This window comes from Streptomyces sediminimaris, assembly GCF_047049295.1.
Lineage (GTDB): Bacteria > Actinomycetota > Actinomycetes > Streptomycetales > Streptomycetaceae > Streptomyces > Streptomyces sediminimaris.
The window spans coordinates 6,657,857-6,680,028 of the sequence record NZ_JBJWOT010000001.1 but is presented as its reverse complement, the minus strand read 5'-3'; the positions used below and the strand labels follow the sequence as shown (position 1 = coordinate 6,680,028).

20 protein-coding genes are annotated in these 22,172 nt (G+C 73.4%); 11 read left to right on the top strand and 9 right to left on the bottom strand.

The window, feature by feature from the left end; all coding sequences use genetic code 11:
- Positions 1-68 precede the first annotated feature (68 nt).
- Positions 69-815 (top strand): SDR family oxidoreductase, encoded by a 747-nt coding sequence (locus ACJ9NR_RS30660; protein WP_412491483.1) that lies wholly within the window; start codon positions 69-71, stop codon positions 813-815.
- A gap of 293 nt (positions 816-1,108) precedes the next feature.
- Here ACJ9NR_RS30660 and alc read toward each other — a convergent pair whose 3' ends face one another.
- On the bottom strand, positions 1,109-2,224 hold the full coding sequence (alc, locus tag ACJ9NR_RS30655) for an allantoicase (protein WP_412491484.1): 1,116 nt from the start codon (positions 2,222-2,224) through the stop codon (positions 1,109-1,111).
- A gap of 36 nt (positions 2,225-2,260) precedes the next feature.
- Positions 2,261-3,601 (bottom strand): allantoinase AllB, encoded by a 1,341-nt coding sequence (gene allB, locus ACJ9NR_RS30650; protein WP_412491485.1) that lies wholly within the window; start codon positions 3,599-3,601, stop codon positions 2,261-2,263.
- A 254-nt stretch (positions 3,602-3,855) separates the two neighbouring features.
- Between allB and ACJ9NR_RS30645 the strand changes: the two genes are divergently transcribed.
- Positions 3,856-4,647, top strand: a complete 792-nt coding sequence (locus ACJ9NR_RS30645; protein WP_412491486.1) for an IclR family transcriptional regulator — start codon at positions 3,856-3,858, stop codon at positions 4,645-4,647.
- 97 nt (positions 4,648-4,744) lie between these two features.
- On the opposite strand, the gene ACJ9NR_RS30640 is transcribed toward ACJ9NR_RS30645, so the two are convergent.
- Complete coding sequence (locus tag ACJ9NR_RS30640; RefSeq protein WP_412491487.1) at positions 4,745-5,047, bottom strand: DUF5955 family protein; 303 nt, start codon at positions 5,045-5,047, stop codon at positions 4,745-4,747.
- Between the two features lie 195 nt (positions 5,048-5,242).
- On the opposite strand from ACJ9NR_RS30640, the gene ACJ9NR_RS30635 reads away from it, so the two are divergent.
- Complete coding sequence (locus ACJ9NR_RS30635) at positions 5,243-5,842, top strand: nucleotidyltransferase family protein (RefSeq protein ID WP_412491488.1); 600 nt, start codon at positions 5,243-5,245, stop codon at positions 5,840-5,842.
- A gap of 184 nt (positions 5,843-6,026) precedes the next feature.
- A complete protein-coding gene (gene aceB, locus ACJ9NR_RS30630) occupies positions 6,027-7,661 on the top strand; it encodes a malate synthase A (RefSeq protein ID WP_412491489.1) in 1,635 nt (544 codons plus the stop codon).
- An 86-nt stretch (positions 7,662-7,747) separates the two neighbouring features.
- Here the strand turns inward: aceB and ACJ9NR_RS30625 are convergent, their stop codons facing one another.
- Both ACJ9NR_RS30625 and ACJ9NR_RS30620 read right to left on the bottom strand, forming a co-directional pair.
- On the bottom strand, positions 7,748-8,662 hold the full coding sequence (locus tag ACJ9NR_RS30625) for a HipA family kinase (protein WP_412491490.1): 915 nt from the start codon (positions 8,660-8,662) through the stop codon (positions 7,748-7,750).
- Positions 8,663-8,677: 15 nt separating this feature from the next.
- Entirely contained in the window at positions 8,678-10,198 is a 1,521-nt protein-coding gene (locus ACJ9NR_RS30620) for an IucA/IucC family protein (RefSeq protein WP_412491491.1), read from the bottom strand.
- Positions 10,199-10,290: 92 nt separating this feature from the next.
- Here ACJ9NR_RS30620 and ACJ9NR_RS30615 point away from each other — a divergent pair, with 92 nt between their 5' ends.
- Genes ACJ9NR_RS30615 through ACJ9NR_RS30605 form a run of 3 tightly spaced genes read left to right on the top strand, consistent with a single transcriptional unit; the run spans position 10,291 to position 13,943 of the window.
- On the top strand, positions 10,291-11,823 hold the full coding sequence (locus tag ACJ9NR_RS30615) for an IucA/IucC family protein (protein ID WP_412491492.1): 1,533 nt from the start codon (positions 10,291-10,293) through the stop codon (positions 11,821-11,823).
- A gap of 45 nt (positions 11,824-11,868) precedes the next feature.
- Positions 11,869-13,134, top strand: a complete 1,266-nt coding sequence (locus tag ACJ9NR_RS30610) for a VWA domain-containing protein (RefSeq protein ID WP_412491493.1) — start codon at positions 11,869-11,871, stop codon at positions 13,132-13,134.
- The gene (locus ACJ9NR_RS30605) at positions 13,134-13,943 is read left to right on the top strand and encodes a hypothetical protein (protein WP_412491494.1); all 810 of its coding nucleotides are present in this window, start codon (positions 13,134-13,136) and stop codon (positions 13,941-13,943) included. Before ACJ9NR_RS30610 ends, ACJ9NR_RS30605 begins: the two co-directional genes overlap by 1 nt.
- Positions 13,944-14,095: 152 nt before the next feature.
- On the opposite strand, the gene ACJ9NR_RS30600 is transcribed toward ACJ9NR_RS30605, so the two are convergent.
- Complete coding sequence (locus ACJ9NR_RS30600; protein WP_412491495.1) at positions 14,096-14,722, bottom strand: winged helix-turn-helix transcriptional regulator; 627 nt, start codon at positions 14,720-14,722, stop codon at positions 14,096-14,098.
- Between the two features lie 82 nt (positions 14,723-14,804).
- Between ACJ9NR_RS30600 and ACJ9NR_RS30595 the strand changes: the two genes are divergently transcribed.
- The 4 genes from ACJ9NR_RS30595 to ACJ9NR_RS30580 all read left to right on the top strand — a co-directional run bounded on the left by ACJ9NR_RS30595 (position 14,805) and on the right by ACJ9NR_RS30580 (position 17,862).
- Positions 14,805-16,013 carry a pyridoxal phosphate-dependent aminotransferase gene (locus ACJ9NR_RS30595; protein WP_412491496.1) on the top strand — a complete coding sequence of 403 codons (1,209 nt, stop codon included), beginning with the start codon at positions 14,805-14,807 and terminating at the stop codon, positions 16,011-16,013.
- Between the two features lie 58 nt (positions 16,014-16,071).
- Positions 16,072-16,671, top strand: coding sequence for a histidine phosphatase family protein (locus ACJ9NR_RS30590; protein WP_412491497.1), 600 nt, complete (start codon positions 16,072-16,074; stop codon positions 16,669-16,671).
- A gap of 67 nt (positions 16,672-16,738) precedes the next feature.
- Complete coding sequence (locus ACJ9NR_RS30585; RefSeq protein ID WP_412491498.1) at positions 16,739-17,374, top strand: hypothetical protein; 636 nt, start codon at positions 16,739-16,741, stop codon at positions 17,372-17,374.
- Positions 17,375-17,439: 65 nt separating this feature from the next.
- The gene (locus tag ACJ9NR_RS30580) at positions 17,440-17,862 is read left to right on the top strand and encodes an acyl-CoA thioesterase (RefSeq protein ID WP_412491499.1); all 423 of its coding nucleotides are present in this window, start codon (positions 17,440-17,442) and stop codon (positions 17,860-17,862) included.
- Positions 17,863-18,017: 155 nt separating this feature from the next.
- Here the strand turns inward: ACJ9NR_RS30580 and ACJ9NR_RS30575 are convergent, their stop codons facing one another.
- The 3 genes from ACJ9NR_RS30575 to pucL form a co-directional block, all read right to left on the bottom strand.
- Positions 18,018-19,385, bottom strand: a complete 1,368-nt coding sequence (locus tag ACJ9NR_RS30575) for a nucleobase:cation symporter-2 family protein (protein ID WP_412491500.1) — start codon at positions 19,383-19,385, stop codon at positions 18,018-18,020.
- Between the two features lie 236 nt (positions 19,386-19,621).
- Positions 19,622-21,001: an 8-oxoguanine deaminase gene (locus ACJ9NR_RS30570; RefSeq protein WP_412491501.1), complete on the bottom strand. Its 1,380-nt coding sequence runs from the start codon at positions 20,999-21,001 to the stop codon at positions 19,622-19,624.
- 200 nt (positions 21,002-21,201) lie between these two features.
- Entirely contained in the window at positions 21,202-22,170 is a 969-nt protein-coding gene (gene pucL, locus ACJ9NR_RS30565) for a factor-independent urate hydroxylase (RefSeq protein WP_412491502.1), read from the bottom strand.
- Positions 22,171-22,172 lie beyond the last annotated feature (2 nt).

Below are 22,172 nucleotides of genomic sequence, written 5' to 3'. Positions count from 1 at the left end.
TCCGGCCACGCGGTCTCGGTGTCCGTTCGCCGCCGGTCCGTTCGGGCGACGGCCGCTGGAATGGAGCCATGACGACGGATCACGGACATCTCACAGGCAAGGTCGCCCTGGTCACCGGCGGCAGCCGCGGCATCGGGGCGGCGACGGCGCTGCGGCTCGCCCGGGAGGGCGCGGACGTGGCCCTCACCTATGTGAACGGCGAGGAGGCGGCACAGGACGTGGTACGGCGGATCGAGGCGCTGGGCCGCGGGGCCGCGGCCCTGCGCGCGGACGCCGCGGACGCGGAGGAGGCGGCGGCCGCGGTGGAGCGCGCGGACCGGGCGCTGGGCGGGCTCGACATCCTGGTCAACAACGCCGGGGTGGGGGTGCTCGGTCCGCTGGAGGGGCTGTCGCTCGCCGACGTCGACCGGGTTCTCGCGGTGAACGTCCGGGGGGTGTTCCTGACGTCGCAGGCGGCGGCCGCCCGGATGTCCTCCGGCGGGCGGATCGTGACCATCGGCACCTGCATGACGCAGCGGGTGCCGGGGCCGGGCGGGACGCTGTACGCGACGAGCAAGGCGGCGCTGGTGGGCCTGACGAAGGCGCTCGCGCGTGAACTCGGGGCCCGCGGGATCACGGCGAACATCGTGCACCCCGGGCCGACGGACACCGACATGAACCCGGCGGACGGGCCGTACGCGGCGGGCCAGGCGGCGATGACGGCGCTGGGGCGGTTCGGGACGGCGGAGGAGGTGGCGGCGACGGTCGCGTATCTGGCGGGCGCGGACTACGTCACGGGTGCGGAGTTCGCGGTGGACGGAGGGCACGCCGCCTGAGCCTCCGGCGGACCGGCCGGGGGGCGCCGGTGCCTCGTGGCTCGCGTCCCCCGTGCCCCGCCTCGTGCCGCACGGCCCCGTCCTTTGCCGCCGGGCGGGCCGGCGGGGCCCGCTCCGTCCGGCGCCGGGGAGGCGAGGCCCGCTCCGTCCGACGGCCGGGGAGGCGGGACCCGCTCCGTCCAGCGGCCGGGGAGGCGAGGCCCGCTCCGTCCGGCGGCCGGGGAGGCGGGACCCGCTCCGTCCAGCGGCCGGGGAGGCGAGGCCCGCTCCGTCCGGCGGCCGGGGAGGCGGGGTCAGCCGCCCAGTTCCTGGTGGCGTGCCGCCAGCGTCGCCGCGCCGGATTCGGTCAGGGAGCCGTACAGGCGCAGCCGCGAGATGCCGCCGTCGGGGTAGATGTCGACGCGCGCGTGTGTGCCGACCGCCGGGGCCTGCAGGACGAAGCGGTGGCCGGTGTCGGGCTGGAGGCGGGTGCGCGGGAGGACCTCGTGCCAGGCGCCGCTCTCGCCGTCCTTCACCGAGACCGACGCCCAGCCGGCGCTGTTGCCCTTCAGGTACGCCGTGTCGATCTCGACGGCGCGGATCTCGGCCTGGGCCGCGAGGCCGTAGCGGATCCAGTCGTTGCCCCGGTCGCGGCGGCGGCGGGTCTCCCAGCCGTCGTCCATCTTGCCCGAACGGCCCGGCTGGATGGTGTGGGCGGCCGGGGAGTAGAACAGGTCGGAGGCGTCCTCGACCCGGCCGCCGTTCTCCAGGGCGACCACGTCGAAGGTGCCGAGGGCCCGCAGCCAGGCGGGGTCCGGTACCACCTCGCCGTACACGCGCAGGCGTGCGATGCCCCCGTCGGGGTGCTGGTTGACGCGCAGGTGCGTGAAGCGCTGTTCGGCCGAGACGGCGAAGCCGTTGGCCGCGTGGCCGCCGACCGGCGTGCGGGGCACCAGCGTCGTCCACTTGACGTCGTCCCCGAGGAGTTCCTCCGGCGAGGGCGTGCCGGGCACGGACGTGGCCTCGACCGACACCGCCTGCGGGTGGTTGCCGCGGAAGTGGGCGGTGTCGACGACGATCCCGCGGACCACGCCGGGCGCGCCCAGGCGGACCAGCGCCCAGTCGTGGTCCTCGGCCGCCGGCCACGGGTGGCCGGCGGAGGCACCGCGCCGGCGGCGGGTCTCCCAGCCGTCCATGACCTTGCCCTTGTGCCCGAAGTGCTCGGGGTCGAACTCGGCCGGCCCGGGCACCAGCAGGTTCTCCCGCTGGGCGAAGAACTCGTCGTTGGCGGCGATGACACCGGCGCCGAGCCGCCGGTCGGCGAGGTCGGCGTACCGGGTGAAGGGGAAGTCGGCGGCGCGGTAGTCCGCGTACGGGTCGCCGCCTTGGTAGGGGTTCGCGTCACCGGTGAAGCTCGGGATCGCCGTCACGTCTTTCCTTTCGTTCTCGCCGCGCTGTGCGGGGGATCAGGGGGTGCGGGTGAGCAGCCGGCCCTTCGGCCCGGTGAACTCGCCGTCCGCCACGATGCGTTCGCCGCGCAGCCAGGTCGACCTGACCACGCCGTGCAGGGTCTTGCCCGCGTACGCCGTCACGCGGTTGCGGTGCTGGAGCGCCGCCGGGTCGACGGTGAAGGTCTCGTCGGGCGCGAGGACCGCGAAGTCGGCGTCGCGGCCGGCCTCGATGGCGCCCTTGCGGCCGTCCAGGCCCACCAGCCGGGCCGTCCGCGACGACATCCAGCGGACCACGTCCTCCAGGCCGTGACCGCGCCTGCGGGCCTCGGTCCACACCGCCGCCAGGCTCAGCTGAAGGCCGGAGATGCCGCCCCAGGCGGTGGCGAAGTCGTGCGTCTTGAGGTCGGCCGTGGAGGGCGAGTGGTCGGTGACCACGCAGTCGACGGTGCCGTCCGCCAGCGCCTGCCACAGCAGGTCCTGGTTGGCGGCCTCGCGGATGGGCGGGCAGCACTTGAACTCGCTCGCGCCGTCCGGGACTTCCTCGGCGGTCAGGGTGAGGTAGTGCGGGCAGGTCTCCACGGTGAGCCGCACGCCCTCCGCTCTGGCCCGGGCGATCAGCGGCAGCGCGTCGGACGACGACAGGTGCAGGACGTGCACGCGCGCGTCGAACCGCTTGGCCTGCGCGATGAGCTGAGCGATCGCCGTGTCCTCGGCGTCGCGCGGCCGGCTGGCGAGGAAGTCGGCGTACCGGGGGCCGCCGTGCTGCGGGGCGGCGTCCAGGTGGTGCGGGTCCTCGGCGTGCACGATCAGCAGCCCGCCGAAGGAGGCGATCTCGGCCAGGGACCGGGCGAGCCGGTCCTGGTCGAGGTGCGGGAACTCGTCCACGCCCGACGGGGACAGGAACGCCTTGAAGCCGAAGACACCGGCCTCGTGCAGGGGGCGCAGGTCCGCGACGTTGTCCGGCAGGGCGCCGCCCCAGAAGCCGACGTCGATGTGCGCCTTGTCGGCGGCGGCCTTCTGCTTCGTCCGCAGGTGGTCGACCGTCGTCGTCGGCGGGAGGGAGTTGAGCGGCATGTCGACGAGGGTGGTGATGCCGCCGGCCGCGGCCGCGCGCGTGGCGGTCCAGAAGCCCTCCCATTCGGTACGGCCGGGGTCGTTGACGTGCACATGCGTGTCGACCAGGCCGGGCAGCAGGACGTCGTCGCCGAGGTCCTCCAGGCGGGCGCCGGGCGCGACGGCGGCGTCGTGGGGAAGGACGGCCGCGATGCGCCCGCCCGCGACCGCGACGGACGCGGCACGCGTCCCCCCCGGCGTGATGACGCGCGTCGAGCGCAGCACCAGTTCCACGTCGGACACCCGAACCCCTCTCAGCCGCCGTGGGGTACTCCCACGGAACGGATTTCAACGTTCTGTTGAAGGAGTCTTCACTCCCGGTTCCGAGCCGTCAAGGGCACACTTCTTCAGAGTGCGCCTTCCGCATCGACTCTGGACGATTCCACAAAGCGGAATTAATATTCCGACAAGCAGAACGTAGCCATGCACGACCAGGGAGTCAACCGACCGCCGGGTAGGCTTCAGCGACTTCCCGCCAGCCCCGAAAGGAACGCGCCGTGCCGACGTCCAGCGCCAGCACCACCGACTCCGCCAGGTCCAACGGCGGCGGGGTCCAGTCACTCGAGCGCGCCTTCGACCTGCTCGAGCGGATGGCCGACGCGGGCGGCGAGGTGGGCCTGAGCGAGCTGTCCGCGAGCAGCGGACTGCCGCTGCCGACCATCCACCGTCTGATGCGCACCCTCGTCGCCTGCGGATACGTCCGCCAGCAGGCCAACCGCCGGTACGCCCTCGGCCCGCGCCTGATCCGGCTCGGCGAGTCCGCGTCCCGTCTGCTCGGCACCTGGGCCCGCCCCTATCTGGCCCGCCTGGTCGAGGAGACCGGCGAGACCGCGAACATGGCGCTGCTCGACGGCGACGAGATCGTCTACGTCGCCCAGGTGCCCTCCAAGCACTCGATGCGCATGTTCACCGAGGTCGGCCGGCGGGTCCTGCCGCACTCCACGGGCGTGGGCAAGGCCCTGCTCGCGAACACCCCGGACGAGGAGGTGCGCGCGCTGCTCCGGCGCACCGGCATGCCCGCCGCGACGGAGAAGACGATCACCACCCCGGAGGGCTTCCTGGCCGCCCTGGAGGACGTGCGCCGGGCCGGTTACGCGGTCGACGACAACGAGCAGGAGATCGGCGTGCGCTGCCTGGCGGTCTCCGTGCCCGACTCCCCCACCGCCGCGGCCATCTCGATCTCGGGTCCGGCGGGCCGGGTGACGGAGGCGGCGACGGAGAGGATCGTGCCGGTGCTGCAGCAGGCGGCGGCGGAGCTGTCGGAGGCGCTGGCCAGCTCCGGGGGGTGAGGGGCCTTCGTCACGGGACTCAAGGGGGAGGCGCGCGGCCGTGTGCGGGCGCAGGTGACAGGTGAGGAGAGCGGCCACGCGGCGCCCTGACGCCCCGTCAACCGCGCGGCGGCTCCCCGAACAGCTCCACCGCGTTGCGCACCTCCGCCAGACCGCGGGAGAGCGCGCTGACCGAGCCGATCGCGCCGGCGATCAGCAGCAGCGAGCGGCGCAGGCGGCGGGCCTCGGGGGCACCGTCGGCCGTCATCGCGGCCAGGGCGGCCAATTCGTCCTCGGCGATCCCGCGGTCGGGGAACTCGGCGGGGTGGGCGGCGAGTTCGCGGCGCAGCCGGGACACGGCGGTCCGCAGTCCGGCCACCCTCGGGTCCTCGTCGCTGCCGATCACTGACCTCTGCCCCATGCTCCGCAACACAAGCCTCCCCCTCGCACGTCCTCGTGCGCGCACGCGTGATCCCGCCGAACAGCCCGAGGCGCGGGTCGGCTGCCGGGGTCGCGGGCCAGTAAACGCCACCCGGTGCGGGCCGCGCCACCGTGCGGACGGAAATTCAGCCCCCGGAAACCGGGCACCCGTCCCGGCGTCAGGTATGCAGAACACATGACGGTAGACGAAGCCCGGATCGCCGGGCTGCTGCTCGCGGCGGGCGGCGGACGACGGCTCGGCGGGCGGCCCAAGGCGCTGCTGGAGCACCGCGGGCGGCCGCTGGTCGAACACGCGGTCGCCGTACTGCGCGCGGCCGGCTGCACCCGCGTCCACGTGGTGCTGGGGGCGCGGGCCGACGCCGTACGGGAGCGGGCCGGGCTGGAGGGGTGCGTGCTGGTGGAGAACCCGGAGTGGGAGCGGGGCATGGGGTCCTCGCTGCGGGCCGGGCTGGACTCGCTCGCCGGGACGGAGGCCGAGGCCGCCGTCGTCTCGCTGGTCGACCAGCCGGGGATCGGCCCGCGGGCCTTCGGCCGGGTGCTGGCCGCCTGCCGGGACGAGACCTCACTGGTGTCGGCCGCCTACGACGGCGTGCGCGGGCATCCCGTCCTGTTCGGCCGGGCCCACTGGGCGGGCATCGCCGAGACCGCGACCGGGGACCGCGGGGCGCGCGCCTACCTGGGGGCGCACGAGCGGGCGATCACACTCGTCGAGTGCGGTGACGTGGCGCGGCCGTACGACATCGACACGGCGGCCGATCTGCACCACCTTGAGTGAACGGGGTGGCACCGAGCGCCACCTTCCCTCGACCCGGAGAATCTCGACGTCAACAAACCATTGAAGTTCCACGATGAGGAAACTAGTATCCACTGTTCAGAAGCGCCCTACCGCTCCACGGGTGCTGTCCGCCGTACCCGGTTCGACTGGCACCCGGTGCCACCGCTGAAGGAAGTGACAGCTCATGTCCGCACCAGCGCCGTCCCCGCTGGCCATCGTCGACGCCGAGCCCCTGCCCCGGCAGGAGGAGGTCCTCACCGAGGCGGCGCTCGCCTTCGTGGCCGAGCTGCACCGGCGGTTCACGCCGCGCCGTGACGAGCTCCTCGCCCGCCGGGCCGTGCGCCGCGCCGAGATCGCCCGCACCTCCACGCTCGACTTCCTCCCGGAGACCGCCGCGATCCGCGCCGACGACTCCTGGAGGGTCGCCCCCTGCCCCGCGGCCCTCGAGGACCGCCGCGTGGAGATCACCGGTCCCACCGACCGCAAGATGACCATCAACGCCCTCAACTCCGGCGCGCGGATCTGGCTCGCCGACTTCGAGGACGCCTCCGCGCCGACCTGGGAGAACGTGGTCCTCGGTCAGGTCAACCTGGCCGACGCCTACACCCGGAACATCGACTTCACGGACGAGGCGTCCGGCAAGTCCTACGCCCTGCGCCCGGACGGGGAACTGGCGACGGTCGTCATGCGCCCGCGCGGCTGGCACCTGAACGAGCGTCACCTCGTCGACGCCGACGGCGCCCAGGTGCCCGGCGCCCTCGTCGACTTCGGCCTGTACTTCTTCCACAACGCCCAGCGCCTGCTGGACCTCGGCAAGGGCCCGTACTTCTACCTGCCGAAGACGGAGTCGCACCTCGAGGCCCGCCTGTGGAACGACGTCTTCGTCTTCGCGCAGGACCACCTCGGCCTCCCGCAGGGCACCGTCCGCGCCACCGTCCTGATCGAGACGATCACGGCCGCGTACGAGATGGAGGAGATCCTCTACGAACTCCGCGACCACGCCTCGGGGCTGAACGCCGGCCGCTGGGACTACCTGTTCTCCATCGTCAAGAACTTCCGTGACGGCGGCGCCAGGTTCGTCCTGCCGGACCGCAACGCGGTGACGATGACGGCCCCGTTCATGCGGGCGTACACCGAACTCCTCGTCCGCACCTGCCACAAGCGCGGCGCGCACGCGATCGGCGGCATGGCGGCGTTCATCCCCTCGCGGCGCGACGCCGAGGTCAACAAGGTCGCCTTCGAGAAGGTCCGGGCCGACAAGGACCGCGAGGCGAACGACGGTTTCGACGGCTCCTGGGTCGCCCACCCCGACCTGGTGCCGATCGCCATGGAGTCCTTCGACAAGGTCCTGGGCGACCGGCCGAACCAGAAGGACCGGCTGCGCGAGGACGTCCACGTGGAGGCCGCCGACCTGATCGCGATCGACTCGCTCGACGCCAGGCCGACCTACGCCGGCCTGGTCAACGCCGTCCAGGTGGGCATCCGTTACATCGAGGCCTGGCTGCGCGGCATGGGCGCGGTCGCCATCTTCAACCTCATGGAGGACGCGGCCACCGCGGAGATCTCCCGCTCGCAGATCTGGCAGTGGGTCAACGCGGGCGTCGAGTTCGAGCACGAGGGCAGCACGGTGAAGGCCACCCCGGAGCTGGCCCGCGAGGTCGCCGCCGGGGAACTCGCCGCCATCCGCGCGGAGATCGGCGAGGAGGCCTTCGCGGCCGGCCACTGGCAGCAGGCCCACGACCTGCTGCTGACGGTCTCCCTCGACGACGACTACGCGGACTTCCTGACGCTGCCCGCCTACCAGCAGCTCGAGGGCTGACCTGCCCCGGGCGGCCCCGGCCGGGCGGCCGCGGGAGCTCTCCGGGGCCACTCGGCCGTCCGCGGCGGTCGCTCGCCCGGATCTCCTCAGCCGAGGTGCGCCGGCCGGTGCGGCCGGGCGGCCGGCTCGCCGTGCAGGTCCGGGACCCGCTTGAGCCACTCCGGGCGGCCCTCCTGCGAGCGCGCCGCCCGCCGGGCCTCCTCGGCGGCGAGCTCCCGCCGGGTGGGGAAGTCGGTGGGGAGCCACGCCGCGGAGGCCCGCACGCGCGCCTGGAGGTAGTCCACGTAGGCCGACCGCGCGTCGTCCGGCGTCGGGAAGCCGTCCTCGGCGGCCAGCCAGGCGTCGGGGACCTCCGCCGTGATCCCGCGCAGCAGTTCGCGGGTCACCCTCGGCGCGAGCTCCGCGTCGGCCGCGCGGACGTCCGGGGCGTAGCGGCCGAGGGCGTGGTGACGGAAGTCGTAGGCCTTGTCGGGCGCCGATGTGTCCCAGCGGTGGTGGAAGACGAGCGCCGCGCCGTGGTCGATCAGCCACAGGCGCGGGGGCACGGTGCCGAGCGTCGGCCAGACCATCAGGTTGGAGCTGTGGACCGTGCGGTCGACGTTCACCGTCAGGGCGTCGAGCCAGACGATCCGGCCCGCCTCCACCGGGTCGACCGGGAAGACCTCGGCGACCTCGGGGGTGAAGTCCCTGGCCCCCGGCAGGAAGTCCATGCCGAGGTTGAGGCCCCCGCTGGCCGCGTGCAGAGCTCGCACCTCCTGGTGCGGCTCGTCGCCGGCGATCGCCGGGTCGAAGTGGACGAGGACCAGTTCGGGGAAGCGCAGCCCGAGGGCGCGGGCCAGTTCTCCGACGATCACCTCGGCGACCAGCGCCTTGCGGCCCTGTGCGGAACCGGTGAACTTCACCACGTAGGTGCCCAGGTCGTCGGCCTCGACGACGCCGGGCACGGAGCCGCCCGACCGCAGGGGGGTCACGTATCGAACGGCAGTCACGTCGCGCAGCACACCCGCCAGGGTATGTCAGCGTCCCGGCACCGGCCGGGCCAGCGGGTTGGGCAGCGGCAGGTAACGGGCGTCGGCGCCGTCGGCCCCGGCCCAGCGCAGCAGCAGGTTCGTCTTGCCGGGGAGGGTCGGCGCGGTGAGCAGTGCGGCGATCTCGGGGAGGTCGTGGCGGCCGAGCTCGCGGCGGGCGGCGGGCCAGGGGTCGAAACCGGGACGGTGTCCGGCCAGGGCGGCCGCGACCTCGGCCAGGTGGTTGACGACCAGGGTGTAGACCAGCCGCTCCCAGCCGGCCTCCCGGCCCACGTCCGCCAGCAGCTTCACGCCCTCGGCGTCCCGGAACAGCGCCTGCACGGGCAGCCCGTCGGCGTCGACGGCGACCAGCGTGTTCTGCAGGTGCGCCTCGAGCACGACGCCGTGCCCGGCGAACGCGGCCAGCGCCGGCGGGACGACGGCCCTCAGGTAGGCCTCCCACCAGGCGGCCGGGTCCGCGGCGGCGGCCAGCGGGCTGCCCGTGAAGCCCTCCACCAGTCCCGCGGCGAGCAGCGGGGTCGCGCCGGGCAGGAGATGGCCGCGCAGTCCGTCGCGGACGAGGACGGCGAGCTCCTCGAAGGCGAAGCCGGCGGTGCGGTAGCCGCGGTCGCTGAGCCAGGCGGCGGATCCGCCCGGCGCCGCGAACGCCTTCGCCGCCTCCGCATCGGTGCGGCGCAGTGCGCGCAGGTCGTGCCGCCAGAGCCGGCGGATGTCGTTGGTGATGCGCACGTCGAGGCTGAACTTCAGGAACAGGTCGCGCCCGGGGGCGTACAGCGTCCGGATCGCGGCGGTCGGCCAGACGTCGAACGCGGTGGTGCCCAGGCGCACCAGGCGGCCGTCGGCGAACGCCCCAGTGAGCTCCCGGCCGGCGAGGTCGAGCTGCCACGGGTGGGCGGGCAGCAGCCGGTAGCCGGGCGGGGCCTGTCCCAGCGCGTCCAGCGCCGAGGTGTCGCCCTCCTCGGCGACCGCGTCCTCGCGCACGCCGAGCAGCACCAGCGGGAAGCGGGCGTGCGCCTCGGGGGCGTACGGCAGCCAGCCGGCCGCCGGGCCGCCGCCGCGCGCCTTGGGGGCGGGGTGGTGGGGGTGGCCGGTGATGAGGGACTGCTCGGAGCGCAGATACGGGTCCTCCGGCTCCCTGGCCCGCGCGCGTGCGGCGAGCAGCGCGGCCACCGCCTCCCGGCTGTCGATCATGTCGGCGGGCAGCTCGTGGTTGGACAGTCCCGTGTGTCGGCGCAGTTCCTCGGCCACCAGCTTGACCAGCTCGGTGTGGCCGATGCGGTGCCAGTGACCCGCCGCGTAGACCTCGGGGCCGGTGGGCCGCCGGACGCCCCGGACGCGCAGCAGCCGGTCCACGCCGGGCAGCCGGTACGTGCGCAGGCCGCCGGAGTCCGCGACGGGCCGGGCCACCTCGCGCAGGAGGCAGTTGAGCAGCGGTGCGGCCGCGTAGGCGTCGGCGCGGGCGGCGAGATCGTCACCGGTCGGCGGGGGGATGGAATCCACGCGATCCACTCGTTCCCTGAAGTCCTGAGGGCGAAGACGATCAGTATGGATGCCGTCGCACCCTGTCCGTGACGCCCCGCTCGTACCCGAGGAGTCCACCCGTGCACCGTCCCCACCCCGCGGAGGCCGAGGTCGCCGACGAGCTGGCCGGGGTCCGGCCGGACCTGCTGTCACGGTACGCGACCGAGCTGCCGGGTGCCCGCGCGGCCGTGCTGACCCGGCTGTGGCGGGCCCTCGCCCACGAGCCCCTGCCGTGGATCGCGGGCCGTGAGCGGGGCCGCGCGGAGCTCACCCTGCGCCTCGCGGACGGACGACGGCTTCACGGCCCGTCCGCGGACCCGTACGCCACCGCCGCGTACGTCGCCTCCGTACGCCTGGACGAGACGGTGTACGACCATCCGGCGCGGCTGATGAGCCGTCTCGGCGTGCCGCACGGCGATACTCTCGCGGCCGAACTCGGCGGCAGCGTCGCGTCGCTGGCCCTCTCCCGGGCGGGGCAGCCGGACCCCTCGAAAGAGTGGCCCGTCCGGGACTGGGAGTGGGAGCAGCGGGTGGTCGACGGGCATCCCTACCACCCCGGCTGCCGCTCCAGGCCCGGTTTCTCGGTGGTCGAGCAGCTGGCGTACGGGCCCGAGCACCGGCCGGTGGTGCGGCTGGGCACGGTGCCGGTACGCACCGAGGACTGCCTGGTGAGCGGGGCGTGGCCGGACACGCTGCGGGACGGGGGGCGGCTGTTGCTGCCGGTGCATCCGTGGCAGGCGGCACATGTCCTGACCCGGGCGGGTGCCGCGCGGGCGGCGGTGGGTGGAGAGGGGTTCGCCGCGCACCCGCTGATGTCCCTGCGCACCCTCGCCCTGCCGGACGGACCGCACGTCAAGACCGCGCTCAGCACCCGGCTGACGTCCTCCGTGCGGGACATCTCGGTCTACTCGGTGGGGCTGTCGGCCACCGTGTCGTCCTTCGCCGAGGCGGTGGCGGCGCGCACGGACGGTCTGTTGCACGTCACCCGCACGTTGGGCGCGGCCGCGGCCGGTTCGCCCGACCTCGCGGCCGTGGTACGGGAGTCGCCGCAGACGTACGCGGCGACGGACCGGGGCGAACGGGTGGTGCCGGTGGCCTCGCTGACCACCACGGCACTGCCCGAATCCCCCTCCTGGCTCGCCCGCTTCACCCGTCTCACCCTCACCGTCGGTCTGTGCCTGCTGGAGCTGGGTGTGGCGCTGGAGGCGCACGGCCAGAACCTCCTGGTCGTGCTCTCCGGCACGGGTGCCCCGTTGCGGCTGGTCTACCGCGACCTGGCCGACATCCGCGTCAGCCCGGCACGGCTATCCCGGCACGGCGTCCCGCTCCCGGAACTGACCGGACGGATCGTCACGGACGACGAGGAGGCCCTGCGGCGCAAGCTGTTCGGATCGCTGGTGGCGGGAGCCCTCGCCGCCACGGCGGGTTCGGCGCCGGCGCTGGGCACGGCGCTGGAGGCGGCCGTACGGGATCTGCCGCGCACGCCCGACCTGGCCGCGCTGCTCGGCCGGCCGCTGCCCGCGAAGGCCCTGACGCTGATGCGGCTGTCCCCCGGGACGCCCGGGGACCAGTGGGCCGAGCTGCCCAACCCGCTGGCGGACAGGCCCTGGTGACGTCCCGTTTTGGAGCCCGGCAGGTCTGATCAATAGGATCCGCCGATGATCAGAACACAACGGCTGGCGGCAGGAGTGTGCGCCCTGCTCGCCACCCTGGCGGCCGGGCTCGCGTTCCCGGCCGCGGCACGCGCCGGCGAACCCACGGGCGAGGGCACGCCGAAGGTGGACCTCGTGCTCGACGTCAGCGGCTCCATGCGGAGCCGGGACATCGACGGCGGCTCCCGGATGGCGGCGGCGAAGCAGGCGTTCAATGAGGTGCTGGACGCGACGCCGAAGGACGTCCGGCTCGGCATCCGCACCCTCGGCGCGAACTACCCGGGCGAGGACCGCAGGACGGGCTGCAAGGACACCGCGCAGCTCTACCCGGTCAGCACCCTGGACCGCACCGAGGCGAAGACCGCGGTGGCGACGCTCTCGCCGACCGGCTGGACGCCGATCGGCCCGGCGCTGCTGAAGGCGGCCGGCGACCTCGGCACCGACGCCGGCTCCAAGCGGATCGTGCTGATCAGCGACGGCGAGGACACCTGCGCGCCGCTCGACCCGTGCGAGGTGGCCCGCGAGATAGCGGCCAAGGGCATCGGCCTGACCATCGACACCCTCGGCCTGGTCCCGAACACCAAGCTGCGCAAGCAGCTCAGCTGCATCGCCGAGGCGACCGGCGGCACCTACACCTCCGTCCAGCACACCGACCAGCTCACCGACAAGGTCAACCAGTTGGTGGACCGCGCGGCCGACCCGGTGGTGACGCCGGTGGCCACCGAGGGCGCCGCGCGGTGCACCGACGCGCCGTCCCTGAAGTCCGGTCTCTACACCGACCGCGAGGAGTTCGGGCAGCAGCGCTGGTACAAGGTGGAGGTGCGGCCCGGCCAGGAGCTGCGCACCTCGGTGAGCGTCGCCGCCGACCGGGCGGTGAACCCCGACTACGGCGTCCTGCTGCGGGCGGTCACGGTGCACGGCCGGGAGATCGTGCGCGGCGAGGCCGCGGGCAACGGCCGTACGGACGTGGTCTCCACGGGCCTGCGCTACCCGAAGGCGGAGAGCGACGACGAGCAGGCTCCCGCCGAGACGGTGTGCCTGCAGGTCACCAACTCCTTCTCGGCGGCGTCCGGCGTGAAGACCACGCCGGGCATGCCCGTCGAGCTGACCGTGGACGTGGTCGGCGGCGCGTCGCAGGCGCACGACGTGGCCTCCTTCGGGCTGGGCCGCGGCTGGTGGCTGCTCGGCCTGCTCGTGCTGACCGGCTTCCTCGCGGGTCTGGTCTGGGGCTGGGTGTCACGCTGGCGGGTCGCGGTCTGGAGGACCAACTGATGCGGGTTTCCCATGTGCTGAGCGCGGCAGCGCTGATGTTCGGGCTGGCCGTCACGCCGGCCGCCGCCGACTCCTCGCCGTCGCCGAGCGCGTCCGGCGACGGCTCGGCGCCGACCGCGGCGGGTACGTCCTTCCGTACGGCGGCGGAGATCGAGCAGGGGCAGCAGGCCACGGCGAGCGCCTCCACCGGCGACTACCTGTACTGGTCGTTCCCCGCCGACACCGGGCAGCGCCCCACCGTCAGGGCGACGGTGAAGCTGCCGGGCACGCACGCGGCGCAGACCTGGCAGATCGACGTGTACGACGGCCTGCGCCGCCGTCAGTCCTGCCAGTACGGGGCGCAGACGCGCACCGCGGCCCAGGGCGCGGCCTCGGTCGACCTGGCCTGCACGCTGCGTACCGTGCGCTCCTGGTCCGAGGAGTGGGCCAACGACCCGCTGCCGGGCACCTATTACGTCCGGCTGACGGCGGTGAACCTGGCGACGGCCGACCTGGGGCAGCCGATCGGCGCCTCGGTACGGGTCGGCTCCAAGGACATCGGCGGCTCGGCGGCGGTCGACGGCTCGCTGGCGAAGCCGCTGGTGCCGGGGATCGCGGTGACGTCCGGGTCCGGGCAGGGGCAGGGCGACACGTCGAAGGCCGCGGTGCTGTCGGGCATCGAGCCCGGCGGCGGCTGGTCCTCCGGCTGGTGGTCCGACCGCTGGGTGTGGACCGCGGTGGGCGCGGTACTGGCCGCTCTCGCGGGCATCGGCGGCTACACGCTGACACGGGGTTCGGGCCGGCCTCCACGGATACCGCCGGGCGCCTGACGGCCCATCAGCACGACCTGACGGCACACGCCGGCACGATCCGACGGCACGCCGGCACGATCCGACGGCACGCCGGCACGATCTGACGGCACGCCGGACGCAGCCGTCGTGCACCGAAAGGCCCGCCGCGCCCCCTCGCGGCGGGCCTCTCCTCACGCCTCCCGGAGCCCCTTCGCCACGGTGCCCTCGCCCGTCACGGTGACCCGGCCGCCCCGGACCGCCTCCGTGACGCTCACATCCCCGCGGCCGACCGCCGCGCACGTCTCCGCGTCCAGGACCAGCCGCGCGTCGGGCTCCCCGGGAGCGGGTCCGTCGCCGTACACGGGACCGTCCCCGGCGCCGAGGCGCAGATGGAAGTCCCCCTCCTCCAGGCGCACTTCGACCAGCCCCTCACCCTCGAGCGAGCGCAGCAGCGGCAGGGCGAACCAGTGGGCGCGCAGGGCGTCGGTCGGCCGCCGCTCCCCCAGCTCCGCCTCGCCCCACCTCCCGAGGGCCTGCAGCACGGGCAGCAGCTCCCGCCCCCGCACGGTCAGTTCGTAGACGTAGGCCGCGCCCGGCGGCGGCAGGCGGCGCCTGGTCGTCAGGCCGTCGCGCTCCATGTCCTTCAGCCGGGAGGCGAGTACGTCGGTGCTCACGCCCGGCAGGTCCGCGTGCAGATCGGTGTAGCGCCGGGGGCCGGCCAGCAGCTCACGGACGATCAGCAGGGTCCAGCGGTCACCCACCAGGTCGAGGGCGCGGGCCGCGGAACAGTACTGGTCGTAGCTTCGGCGTCGTGACATGCGACGCAGTCTAGACATGTCATTGGACTTTCCAAGCTCCCACTTGGTAAAACCAAGCACCACCAGATACCGGAGGGGCGCAATGGAGTTCCGGCAGTCGAACAAGCTCAGCGAGGTCTGTTACGAGATCCGCGGCCCGGTGATCGAGCACGCCGACGCGCTGGAGGAGGCGGGCCACAGCGTGCTGCGCCTGAACACCGGCAACCCGGCCCTCTTCGGATTCGAGGCGCCGGAGGAGATCCTCCAGGACATGATCCGGATGCTCCCGCAGGCGCACGGCTACACCGACTCCCGCGGCGTCCTCTCCGCCCGCCGCGCGGTCGCCCACCGCTACCAGACCCTCGGCCTGCAGGTCGACGTCGACGACGTCTTCCTCGGCAACGGAGTCTCCGAACTGGTCTCCATGGCCGTACAGGCGCTGGTCGAGGACGGCGACGAGATCCTGGTTCCCGCCCCGGACTTCCCGCTCTGGACGGCGGTGACGACCCTCGCGGGCGGCCGGGCGGTGCACTACCTGTGCGACGAGCAGGCCGAGTGGTACCCCGACCTGGCGGACCTGGCCTCGAAGATCACGGACCGGACGAAGGCCGTCGTCCTCATCAACCCGAACAACCCCACCGGCGCGGTCTATCCGAAGGAGGTCGTCGAGGGCGTCCTCGACCTCGCCCGCCGCCACGGCCTGATGGTCTTCGCCGACGAGATCTACGACCAGGTCCTCTACGACGACGCCGTCCACCACTCGGCCGCCGCCCTCGCCCCCGACCTGGTCGTCCTCACCTTCTGCGGGCTGTCGAAGACCTACCGGGTGGCCGGCTTCCGCTCGGGCTGGCTGGTGGTGACCGGTCCGAAGCAGCACGCGCGCAGCTACCTGGAGGGCCTGACCATGCTGGCCTCCATGCGGCTGTGCGCCAACGCCCCGGCCCAGTACGCCATCCAGGCCGCGCTCGGCGGCCGCCAGTCCATCCGCGAACTGACCGCGCCCGGCGGGCGGTTGCGCCGGCAGCGCGACGTGGCCTGGGAGAGGCTCAACGAGATCCCCGGGGTGTCGTGCGTGAAGCCGAAGGGCGCGCTGTACGCCTTCCCGCGCATCGACCCGAAGGTCCACAAGATCCACGACGACGAGCGGTTCGTCCTGGACCTGCTGCTGCGGGAGAAGATCCAGGTCGTCCAGGGCACCGGCTTCAACTGGCCCGCCCCCGACCACTTCCGCATCCTGACCCTCCCGCACGCGGACGACCTGGAGGCGGCGATCGGACGGATCGGGCGGTTCCTCGGCGGGTACCGGCAGTAGCGGGCGACGGGGCCGCCGCGCTCCCGGGGCCCGCTGCGGCAGGGCCTAGCCTGGTGGCATGAGTGATCTTTTTCTCGTCCGGCACGGTGAGACCGAGTGGTCCCGCTCCGGGCGGCACACCGGCTGGAGCGACGTCCCGCTGACCGAGCGCGGGCGTGAGGAGGCGCGGCGGCTGGTGCCGCTGGTCCGGTCGCACCGGATCGGGGCGGCGTTCTGCAGCCCGTTGCAGCGGGCGCGCGAGACGGCGGAGCTGATCGGTCTGCAGGACGTGCGGATCGACGTGGACCTGCGGGAGTGGGACTACGGCGGATACGAGGGGATCACCACCGTGGAGATCCACCGCACCCGGCCCGACTGGTTCCTGTTCACGGACGGGGTGGCACCGGGCCCGCCGGAACACCCCGGTGAGAGCCCGGAACAGGTCGGCGAGCGGGCCGACCGGGTGCTGGCGGAGGTCGACGCTGCGTTCGCCAACACCGAGGGCTGCGTGGTGCTGGTGGCGCACGGTCATTTCCTGCGGGTGCTGACGGCCCGCTGGCTGGGGCTGCCGGCGTCGAGCGGGGCGCTGTTCCAGCTGGCCACCGGGACGGTGGGCCGGCTGGGGACGGAGCACGGGCGGCCCGTGATCGCGGCGTGGAATGTCAGACCCGCGGCGTAGTGTCCGAAGGGCCGGTCACGCGGGCGCGACGGCCCCCGTGCGGACCTGCCGGGGAGAGGAGCACGCCGTGACGCGACCGCCCACCGCCGCGCAGCGGCGTGTGATCGACGCCGCCGACCCCGTGACCGGGCGGCTGAGGGGTACGCCGCCGCAGCTCGCGGCGCTGGTGAAGCGCGGGCTGGCGTTCCGGCACCCGCGGCCGCCGCACGACCACTTCCTGACGCCGGCCGGGCACCGGATCCGGGAGGGGACCGACCGGCCGGCGCCGGCGGAGCCCGAGGCGCCCGCCCCGGCCGCGGACGTCTTCGCCGCCCGCGTCGGCGGAGAGGAGCGGGCGCCGCGGACCGGCCACGCCCGTGCGCGTGAGGTGCACAGCGCCTGGCAGGGCCTGCTGGAGCTGCGCCGGATGACCCGTCCGGACGGCGCCACGGACCGGCCGTGCGGCTGGGAGCGCGCGCATCTGGTGCAGGCCGCCGCGCTCGCCCTGGAGGCGGCCGGCCACCGCCCGGCCGGCCCGGAGGGCGCGGACGGCTACCGGGTGCGCGCGACCGCACAGCCGGAGGCCGTCGCCGTGTACGAGCCGGCCGCCGAGGCCCGGCGGGCCTGTGCGGCGACGCTGGAGCGGGCGGGCTGGCAGGTCGGCGAGTACGCGCAGCCGCGCACCGGGACCCGCTATCTGCTGGCGTCGCCCCGCCGGACGTGACGAACATGCCAGGATCAGTGATCGTTGCAGCAGGGCACGAGAATCCCGTACGAGAAGGGAACGCAGTGAGCGAGCCGTTTTCCGTCCCGGTGACCGTCCGCGGGTACGAGACCGACGTCCAGGGCCATCTCAACCAGGCCGTGTACCTCAACTACGCCGAGCACGCCCGCTGGTCGCTGCTGCGCGCGGCCGGGATAGGCCAGGCGGAGCTGATAGGCCAGGGCGTCGGCCCGGTGGCGCTGGAGACCACCATCCGCTACCGGCGGGAGCTGCTCGCGGGCGACGAGGTCGAGGTGACGTGCGCCTTCGTCTGGGGCGAGGGCAAGACGTTCCGCATCGAGCAGACGATCCGCAAGGCGGACGGCACGGTCGCGGCCGAGATCTCGGCGGTCGGCGGCCTGATGGACCTCAAGGAGCGCCGGCTGGTGCCCGAACCGCAGAGGTACTTCAAGGAACTGGCGGCCGAGCCGGAACTCTTCGGCTTCTGACCGACACGGACCTGCCCGGCCGCCGGCCGGCCGGGCCGGCCGGTCGCGCACCGCGCCCTGCGCGGCGGGCGTCAAACGACGGCCGGCGGGCGCGGGGGCCCGTCCCCGTCGCGGCCGCGGGGCACGGCGATCGCCGTGCCCCGCGGCCGGCGGGTTCAGTGCACGACGGCGATCTGCTCCCCGGGCTCCATGGGATGGGTCACGTCCTGCTTCTGCCGGCCTCCGCGGAGGTGGTTGAAGACCAGGTTCAGCACCACCGCCGCCACGCAGCCCGTGGAGATGCCCGAGTCCAGTACGATCCGCGCGGTCTGCGGGAAGGCGTGGTAGAAGTCCGGCGCGGTGATCGGGATGATGCCCACCGCGAGCGAGACGGCGACGACCAGGACGTTGTCGTCCTTCTCCAGGCCCGCCCTGGCCAGGGTCTGGATGCCGCTGGCGGCGACCGAGCCGAACAGCACCACCCCCGCCCCGCCGAGCACCGGGCGCGGTACGACGGCGATGAGCGAGGCGGCCATCGGGCACAGGCCCATCAGGACCAGGAAGCCGCCGCCGGTGGCGACGACGTACCGGCTGCGGATCCTCGTCATGGCGACCAGGCCGATGTTCTGGGCGAAGGCACTGCACATGAAGCCGTTGAAGAGGGGGCTGAGGGCCGAGCCGAGGGTGTCGGCACGCAGCCCGGCGGCGATCGTCCGCTCGTCCGCGGGGCGCTCGACGATCTCGCCCAGCGCCAGCATGTCCGCGGTCGACTCGGTCATCGAGACCACCATCACCACGCAGAGCGAGAGGATCGCGGCGAGGTGGAACTGGGGGCCGCCGAAATGGAACGGGGTCGGGAAGCCGATCACGTCCGCGTCGGCCACCGGGCCGAAGTCCGTGACGCCGAAGGGTATCGCGATCACCGTGCCGGCGATCATGCCGAGCAGCACCGCGATCTGCTTGACGAACCCGCGGGTGAGGCGGCGAAGCAGCAGCACGATCACGAGGGTGGTGGCGGCGAGGCCGAGGTAGGTGGCCGAACCGTAGTCGTGCGCCGCCGGGTCGGGGCCCTGCGCCCAGCCGAAGGCCACGGGCAGCAGGGACACGCCGATGAGCGTGATCACCGTGCCGGTGACGACGGGCGGGAAGAAGCGGACGGCCTTGCTGAAGAAGGGGGCCGCCAGGAAGCCCAGCAGGCCGGCGACGATCACCGCGCCGAAGATGATGGGCAGCGCGTCGGACTTGTCCCTGGTGGAGGCCACGACCGCCGTCATGGGCGCGACACCGGCGAAGGTGACACCGTTGACGAAGGGCAGTCGCGCGCCGATCTTCCAGACGCCGAGGGTCTGCAGGAAGGTGGCGAGACCGGCGGTGAAGAGGCAGGCGCCGGTGAGGAAGGTCAGGTCGGTGGCGCTCAGGCCGATGGCCGCGCCGACGATGAGGGGCGGGGCGACGACCCCCGCGTACATGGCGGCCACGTGCTGCAGGCCGGTCGTCGCCATCTTGAGTGCGGGCAGGCGTTCGTCAACGGGATGGGCGGCCACGGCGGCTCCTCCGGTCGGGTACGTGTCGGCTCTGACACGGGTTTCAAGGAGGTGGTGCGCTGGTCATGAGGGGTGCCTCACGCTCGAGCGGACTCGTCGGGAGCGGGGGAGGGACCGGGACGGAGACCGTTCCGGGGCGCACGCGTGCGCACGCCCCGGAGACGGCCGCCGTGGAACCACTGGATCCACGGCTACCGGTCGGGGGCCGTCCCCCCCGACCGGAGATCTTCGGCTGTTCAGGCCCGCTCGGCGATCCGTGCGAGCCGCTGTGCCTCCTGCCGCGTGGAGCGGGCGACGGCGTCCTCGTCCACGTGCAGCAGACGGCCCTCCTCGACCACCTGGCGGCCGTTGACGAACGACGCGGTGACGGGAGCCGCCGCGCCGAGGACCAGCGCGGCCACCGGGTCGGCGATGGAGGAGTGGGCGAGGGTGTCCAGCTTCCACAGCACCAGGTCGGCGAGCTTGCCGGGCTCCAGGGAGCCGATCTGCGCGCCGCGGCCGAGCACCCGGGCTCCGCCGTACGTGGCGAGGCGCAGCGCCTGGCGGGCGTTCAGGGCCGCCTCGCGGTGCGCGCCGAGGCGGTTGATGAGCAGGGCGTTGCGCAGTTCGGTGTGCAGCTCGCCCGACTCGTTGGACGCCGTGCCGTCGACGCCGAGGCCGACGGGGACGCCGGCCGCCAGCATGTCGGGGACGCGTGCGATGCCGGCCGCGAGGCGGGCGTTGGAGGACGGGCAGTGCGCGACACCGGTCCCCGTGCGGCCGAAGGCGGCGATGTCGGAGTCGTTCATGTGGACGCAGTGCGCCATCCACACGTCCTCGCCGAGCCAGCCGGTGGACTCGAAGTAGTCGGTCGGGCCCATGCCGAACTGCTCGTGGCAGAACTTCTCCTCCTCCACCGTCTCCGAGCCGTGGGTGTGCAGGCGCACACCGAGGCGGCGCGCCAACCCGGCTCCCTCGCGCATGAGTTCGGTGGAGACGGAGAAGGGGGAGCAGGGCGCCACGGCCACCTGGGTCATCGCGTCGAAGGAGGCGTCGTGGTACTCCTCCACGGTCTGCTCGGTCGCGGCGAGGGCGTCTTCCAGGGTCTCGACCGCGAAGTCCGGGGGCAGGCCGCCGTCCTTCTCGCCGCGGTCCATGGAGCCGCGGGCGAGGGTGAAGCGGACACCCGCCTCGCGGGCGGCGCGGATGATCGCGCCGGACAGGTCGCCGGAGTCGCGGGGGTAGACGTAGTGGTGGTCCATGGCGGTGGTCACACCGCCGCGGACCATCATCGCCAGGGAGCCCTGGGCGGCCGCGTAGACCATCGGCTCGTCGATGCGCGCCCAGGTCGGGTACAGCGCGACGAGCCAGTCGAAGAGGTTGTGGTCCGTGGCCAGGCCCCGGGTGATCCACTGGTAGAAGTGGTGGTGGGTGTTGACCAGACCGGGGGTCACCAGGTGGCCGGAGGCGTCGATCCGGCGTACGACGTTCTCCAGGCCCTCGGGGGCCCCGCCCGCGCCGAGCGCCTCGATGCGGTTGCCGGCGATGACGACGTGCCCGTGTCCGTACTCGGTGTCGTCGGCGTCGACCGTCGCGATCGAGCAGTTCTCGATGACGATGCGCTGGGCTGCTGCCATGATGCGTCCTTTTCGCTCGATGGACCGGTGCGGAGGGCACGGCAGGACCCTGAGGTTTTGAGTGCCGTGACCGGGGATACGGGGAGGCGGGTTCCCCGGTCACGGGTGCCGAAAGGGAGTCCCCCGGAAGGGGAAGGAGTCCCCCGGAAGGGGAGGGAGTCCCCCGCAAGGGGGCGGGGGGGACGGAGCGGAGGGAAGGGTCAGGGGCTGGTGAGGTCCACCGGGATCCTCGCCTCGCAGCCGTCCCGCAGGACCGTCCCCTCGATCAGGCCGTAGGGGCGGTCGGAGGCGAAGTACACCTCATTGTCGTTCTTCAGTCCGAAGGGCTCCAGGTCGACGAGGAAGTGGTGGCTGTTGGGCAGAGAGAAGCGGACCTCGTCGATCTCGCCGCGGTGGTCGATGATCCGCGAGCCCATCTGGTAGAGCGTCTGCTGCAGCGAGAGCGAGTACGTCTCGGCGAAGGCCTGGAGCAGGTGCGTCCTGGTCTGCTCGTAGGACTCCTCCCAGTCGGGCGTCTGCTGCCGGTCGTCGGTCCAGTTGAACCGCCAGCGGGCGGAGACCGAGGTCGCCAGGATGCGGTCGTAGGCCTCCTGGAGCGTCGTGTACTTGTCCTTGACGAAGCCCCAGAACTCGGAGTCGGTCGAGTTCATCACCGTCAGGTCCTTGAGGCCGGAGACGACCTCCCAGCTCTCGCCGTCGTAGGTGACCTGGGTGAGGCGGGTCTCCCGGCCCTGCCTCACGAACGAGTGCCCGGCCTCGTCGGACGAGTGCCTGGCCGCGTCGGCGCCGACGGGCCGCGAGCCGGCCCCGGAGGCCGCGATCCGCTCCCAGGCGTACTCCTCGACGCGGATGCGGGCCCGCCGGATCGGTTCCTGCGAGGTGACGAAGTGGCGGGCGAGGTGGATGCCGAACTGCTCGGCCGACTCGATGCCGTGCTCCTTGGCGAAGGCGAACACCGTGTTCTTGGTGGTGTCCGTCGGCAGCACGTTGGCGTTGGAGCCGGAGTAGTGGACCTCCTCCATGTCGCCGGAGAGGGCGACGGAGACGTTGAGGTCCTTGATGTGGTGGGTGGCGCCCTCCCGCGTGATCCTGACGACTCGGTTCTCTGCCTTGCCGTACTGGTTCTGTCCCAGGACCACAGGGCGGGCAGGGCGGGAATTGTCGGTCATGT